General features: G+C 36.9%; 4 protein-coding genes and 1 pseudogene. 3 read left to right on the top strand and 2 right to left on the bottom strand.

Translation table 11 applies throughout. The features are described from left to right. Both CWATDRAFT_RS29845 and CWATDRAFT_RS29840 read right to left on the bottom strand, forming a co-directional pair. Window positions 1–567: pseudogene (locus CWATDRAFT_RS29845) on the bottom strand (hypothetical protein); the annotation flags it as partial. 196 nt (window positions 568–763) lie between these two features. Next, window positions 764–1,315, bottom strand: a complete 552-nt coding sequence (locus CWATDRAFT_RS29840) for a hypothetical protein (RefSeq protein WP_232287238.1) — start codon at window positions 1,313–1,315, stop codon at window positions 764–766. A gap of 195 nt (window positions 1,316–1,510) precedes the next feature. On the opposite strand from CWATDRAFT_RS29840, the gene CWATDRAFT_RS29835 reads away from it, so the two are divergent. From CWATDRAFT_RS29835 to CWATDRAFT_RS29825, 3 genes are all read left to right on the top strand, one after another. Next, window positions 1,511–3,118 (top strand): CTP synthase, encoded by a 1,608-nt coding sequence (locus CWATDRAFT_RS29835; RefSeq protein ID WP_007308454.1) that lies wholly within the window; start codon window positions 1,511–1,513, stop codon window positions 3,116–3,118. Window positions 3,119–3,310: 192 nt separating this feature from the next. Continuing rightward, the gene (locus CWATDRAFT_RS42075) at window positions 3,311–3,784 is read left to right on the top strand and encodes a PEP-CTERM sorting domain-containing protein (RefSeq protein ID WP_007308455.1); all 474 of its coding nucleotides are present in this window, start codon (window positions 3,311–3,313) and stop codon (window positions 3,782–3,784) included. Between the two features lie 547 nt (window positions 3,785–4,331). Further along, on the top strand, window positions 4,332–4,743 hold a 412-nt coding region (locus CWATDRAFT_RS29825), incomplete at its 3' end, for a DUF29 domain-containing protein (protein ID WP_042712888.1).

The raw sequence follows: 4,743 nt of genomic DNA, 5'->3' as shown, positions 1-4,743 counted from the left end.
ATAAATCAGCCGGACCGTCATATTGGATTTGTAACCAATAGGGTAGAGTATAGAAACAGCTAATAACCCCACAGCAAAAACACCGTTAACAATGTTAGTCAGTGTGTTTGTTTCTTGACTTAAACCATCTGACCATAAAATAAAAGCAGACAGTAAAAAGAAGTAAAACATGAAATAAAGCATAGTAAAATCATTTTGATAATACCAGCATTGTGTTACGTGCCAGCCAATTTCCGAGGCAATGGCTACCATAATCAAAGAAAGTCCTAGTTGAGAAGCAAACACTGTTTTTAGAGGATATTTTAAATTATTCAGTGCTTGATAAAAAATCCTCATTGCTAATGGTATCAGCACAAAAGTTAGAACATGGGTGACAATTAAAGCGTATCGCCAATCCCCTTTAATACAAGTTCCGTTTTGATATATCTTAATTTGTTCCGGGCTAATTTCTGGTAGCTTGACTAAAACATAACCAAACCCAAACAAGGCGATAACAAAACAAATAGCAATGACAATAAAGTTACCACCAAAAATTCTCTCATTATTGGTTGTTTTTGACTCAGACATTATAGCTTAATTCCTCATATTATGGAGCTTTTGGGACAGGAAAAAAGCTTTTTTCCTATCCCAAAAATTTAATTAATCACCATAGCACCACAAAAAATAGTTAGGACATATAGACTTTGGTTATAGGGAACTTATTAATAAGGTAGGGAACGGATAATATTAAAACGTCCTAATCAAAATGTGTCGTGCTGTATTGTTAGGAGAAGTCGTCACAAAGAGTGATCTTAAAACTCTTGATATTACCATTAGGACCAAAATCACTTCCTTTAGCTGCATATATGTTTTCACCTGTTTTTAAGACAACAGGTCCACCACAGGCAGGAATTAAATCTGTTCCATTTTTAACATCCTTGACAGTAGGACAGCCAAGTTCTGGTTTTCCGTCTGGTCCAGTAATCTTAATACTATCAATAGTTCCACTTTCACCAACAGGTAAGGAAACAATAGCAGAACGAACTGTAAACTCATTGACATCTCTCGTTTTAGAATAGTCAAAGCTACCATTTTCAATGGTAATAGGTCCTCGCACGATACAGGTTGCTTCATCTGCCATAGCTGCTGAAGAAAAGAAACTTAGTAATAAAACTAAAGTCACAGCCAAGACTTTAACAGAACTAACGAACTTTCTCAGTGAATTCATAATTGAAATTTCTCCACTAATAGAACTAAAAAAAGGTAACATATTGTAAAGACAAGTCCACCTTTTCTTTTTACTCACAGTATTACTTCCTGTTACTAAAAGTTCCAAAAAATTTAATCGTTATATTTCTTTACAAATGTTATGATAACTAATTGATTTTTTAGTAAATTATAATGCTCTTATTTCAAGAAAACTTAAGATGTATTAAGTACAAGGACTTTCTGAAATATAAAAGGTGTTTGTTGATTCTTACTTATACTGTTAATGATTATCCTGTCGATCCTATAATCTAGAAAAATTTTTATGACTAAGTTTGTTTTTGTAACCGGTGGTGTTGTTTCTAGTATTGGTAAAGGTATTGTAGCTGCGAGTTTAGGGCGTTTATTGAAATCCCGAAATTACTCTGTTTCTATCCTTAAACTTGACCCCTATATTAACGTTGATCCTGGTACTATGAGTCCCTATCAACACGGGGAAGTATTTGTTACCGATGACGGAGCCGAAACTGACTTAGACTTAGGCCATTACGAACGCTTCACAGATACTCCTATGTCCCGTCTCAATAGTGTTACCACCGGATCGATCTATCAAGCGGTCCTTAATAAAGAACGACGAGGGGCCTACATGGGGGGAACAGTCCAAGTTATCCCCCATATTACCAACGAAATTAAAGAACGCATCCATCGTGTGGCTAAAAATACCACTCCTGATATTGTTATCACTGAAATCGGCGGAACCGTTGGCGATATCGAATCTTTACCCTTTTTAGAAGCAATACGGCAGTTTCGTAAGGATGTGGGGCGAAATAACGTCCTCTATATGCACGTTACCTTAATTCCTTGGATACCGGCAGCTAGGGAAATGAAAACCAAACCTACTCAACACTCCGTTAAAGAGTTACGATCCATTGGTATTCAACCAGATGTGTTAGTATGTCGTTGCGATCGCCCTTTAAAAGAGGGGATGAAGGAAAAACTATCAGAGTTTTGTGACGTTCCCGTCGAATCGGTAATTACGGCGCAAGATGCTAGTAGTATTTATGAAGTGCCTTTAGTGGTGGAAAAAGAGGGTTTAGCCCAACAAACCCTAGAATTATTACGTCTAGAACCCCGTAAACCGGATTTAAGTCAATGGCAAACCTTAATCCAAAGAATGCAGTCCCCGAAACGACAAATTGAGGTAGCCTTAGTAGGAAAATATGTTCAACTCAGCGATGCTTATCTATCGGTGGTAGAATCCTTGGTACATGGGGGTATTGCCACGGATAGCGAGGTTAAGTTACGGTGGGTTGATGCGGAAGATATCGAAAATTATGGGGCAGAGAAATACTTAAACGATGTGGGTGGAATTATAGTTCCGGGTGGGTTTGGTATTCGTGGGGTAGATGGTAAGGTTAAAGCTATTGAATACGCTAGAAAAGAGAAAATTCCCTTTCTGGGACTGTGTTTAGGGATGCAATGCGCTGTCATCGAATGGGGTCGCAATGTTGCCCGTTTAAATAACGTCAATAGTGCCGAATTTGAACCAGAAACCGCCAATCCTGTGATTAATTTGTTACCAGAACAGCAAGACGTGGTGGACTTAGGGGGAACTATGCGTTTAGGACTGTATCCTTGTCGTATTTCTCCTGATACCTTGGCCGCTTCTTTGTATGGACAAGAGGTGATTTATGAACGTCACCGTCACCGTTACGAGTTTAATAATGCGTATCGCAATCAATTATTAGAAACGGGTTATAAAGTCAGTGGAACATCTCCAGATGGTCGTTTAGTAGAGATTATTGAATTGTCGGACCATCCCTTTTTTATTGCCACTCAGTTTCACCCCGAATTTAGATCCCGTCCCAACTGCGCCCATCCTTTATTTTTAGGGTTTGTTAAAGCTGCCATTGAGCAAACTAAAAGCAGTTAAGTATAAAAGCTCCTAAAAAGCTCGTAGTCAAGGCTTTAGCCTTGATGATTACTATTTTTCTCGTCCTAAAGGACTAACTACAAACTTCTATATTCTGCAAAAAATGAAGAAAATCTAACGAATACTAACAGAAACTTGACAAAAAATTCGGGGGGTAACATTACTTATTTAGTTACACTTAAATCATACACTATGCTCAAAACAGCCACCTTAGCAACTACTGTTGCTTTAGCCACTTTTGCTTTTGCTGATGCTGCCGAAGCAGCCCTAATTACCTTAAATGGGACAGACTATGAAGTTTCCACAGTTGTTGGTACTTACAATGATTTGTCAAGTACACTGGAGATGACTCCTTGGTTTGGAGATTCAGCCTTAGCAACAAATGCTGCAACTCAGGTGGGAGCAGCTTTCGGTTTTCCTAATGATAATGTAGGCCCTTTGTTTGCTTCAGGTGTCGGTTTTCCCGTTTTCGTTGAAGCTGCGGCCTTCAATGGTAGCACGACCATATTCAGTCCCACAGCAACCATAAATGTCTTCTCTGAAACCTATGCTATTGCCACTGAAGTACAGACTATTCCTGAACCCTTAACCATTTTGGGTGCCGGTGCTGCTATTGCCTTCGGCGCTGGTTTCAAACGCAAGTTAGGAAAAGTTAAGCAGAAATAAATATCCAATTTGTTGATGTTAGTAGAGTAAAAAACTAGCTACACGGTCTACTTTTAGGAAGTGTAAAAAGTAGAATTATTCAATTATAAACATCAATGTTTGGTGTGAGGATGAGTTAACATAAAATTGCTCATCCTTTCTTTATTTAATCCCAATTTTCTAAAGTTAAGCTATACATTTAGTTAGGGTTTAATGGCCGTTGACCCCTACAATATAAATATCTGTAGTCCAAGTAAAGTAAATATTAAGATCATCGTAGGGTGTATTACGCTACGCTAATACACCAACAGCCTAATACTGGTGAGTTACGACACAAAAAAAGTATAGTAATTATCACGCACCCTACTTAATGTTTTTTTAGCAACAGTCTCTAACACAATGGTTCTCTAATTTATCAACAAGTTCAAAAATATCTCTTTTCAATGGTGGGTTACGGCTAATATAAAATCCTCAGTTGTTATTCTAAATTATCATCACGCCTAACCCACCCTACAGGATTCGCTATGATATAATTAGTTAAAGAAACAGGGAAATATTCATGGTACAAATATCATCTCTATCTAACCTAAAAGAATTATATGAAGTCGACGATTATCTGTGGATACAAAAAACGATTAAACTCTTAAAAGAGAAAAAATTTAATGAGTTAGATACAGAAAATTTAATTGAGGAATTAGAAGATTTGGGTAGAGAGAGAAAAAACAAAGTAGAAAGTTTACTAAGACAGATCATCATTCATCTTTTGTTATTAGAATATTGGTCACAAGAATCTCAATATAATGCCTCTCATTGGAAAGCAGAAATTACTGAATTTAGATTTCAGATAAATGGGATCTTAACCAAAAACTTACAAAATTTTTTAGTTAGTAGATTTGAATTAATTTATCAAAATAGTCTTAAATATACTAAAAGACAAACTGAGCTTGACACTTTTCCTCAAAAATGTCCTTATAGTCTAG

Source organism: Crocosphaera watsonii WH 8501 (genome assembly GCF_000167195.1).
In the GTDB taxonomy this organism is placed as follows: Bacteria; Cyanobacteriota; Cyanobacteriia; order Cyanobacteriales; family Microcystaceae; genus Crocosphaera; species Crocosphaera watsonii.
This window is presented reverse-complemented; position numbering and strand designations above follow the sequence as displayed.

Bases quoted from the DNA above. Each gene is read 5' to 3' on its own strand.
- CWATDRAFT_RS29835 (WP_007308454.1), top strand. From the start codon at position 1,511: ATGACTAAGTTTGTTTTTGTAACCGGTGGTGTTGTTTCTAGTATTGGT.
- CWATDRAFT_RS42075 (WP_007308455.1), top strand. From the start codon at position 3,311: ATGCTCAAAACAGCCACCTTAGCAACTACTGTTGCTTTAGCCACTTTT.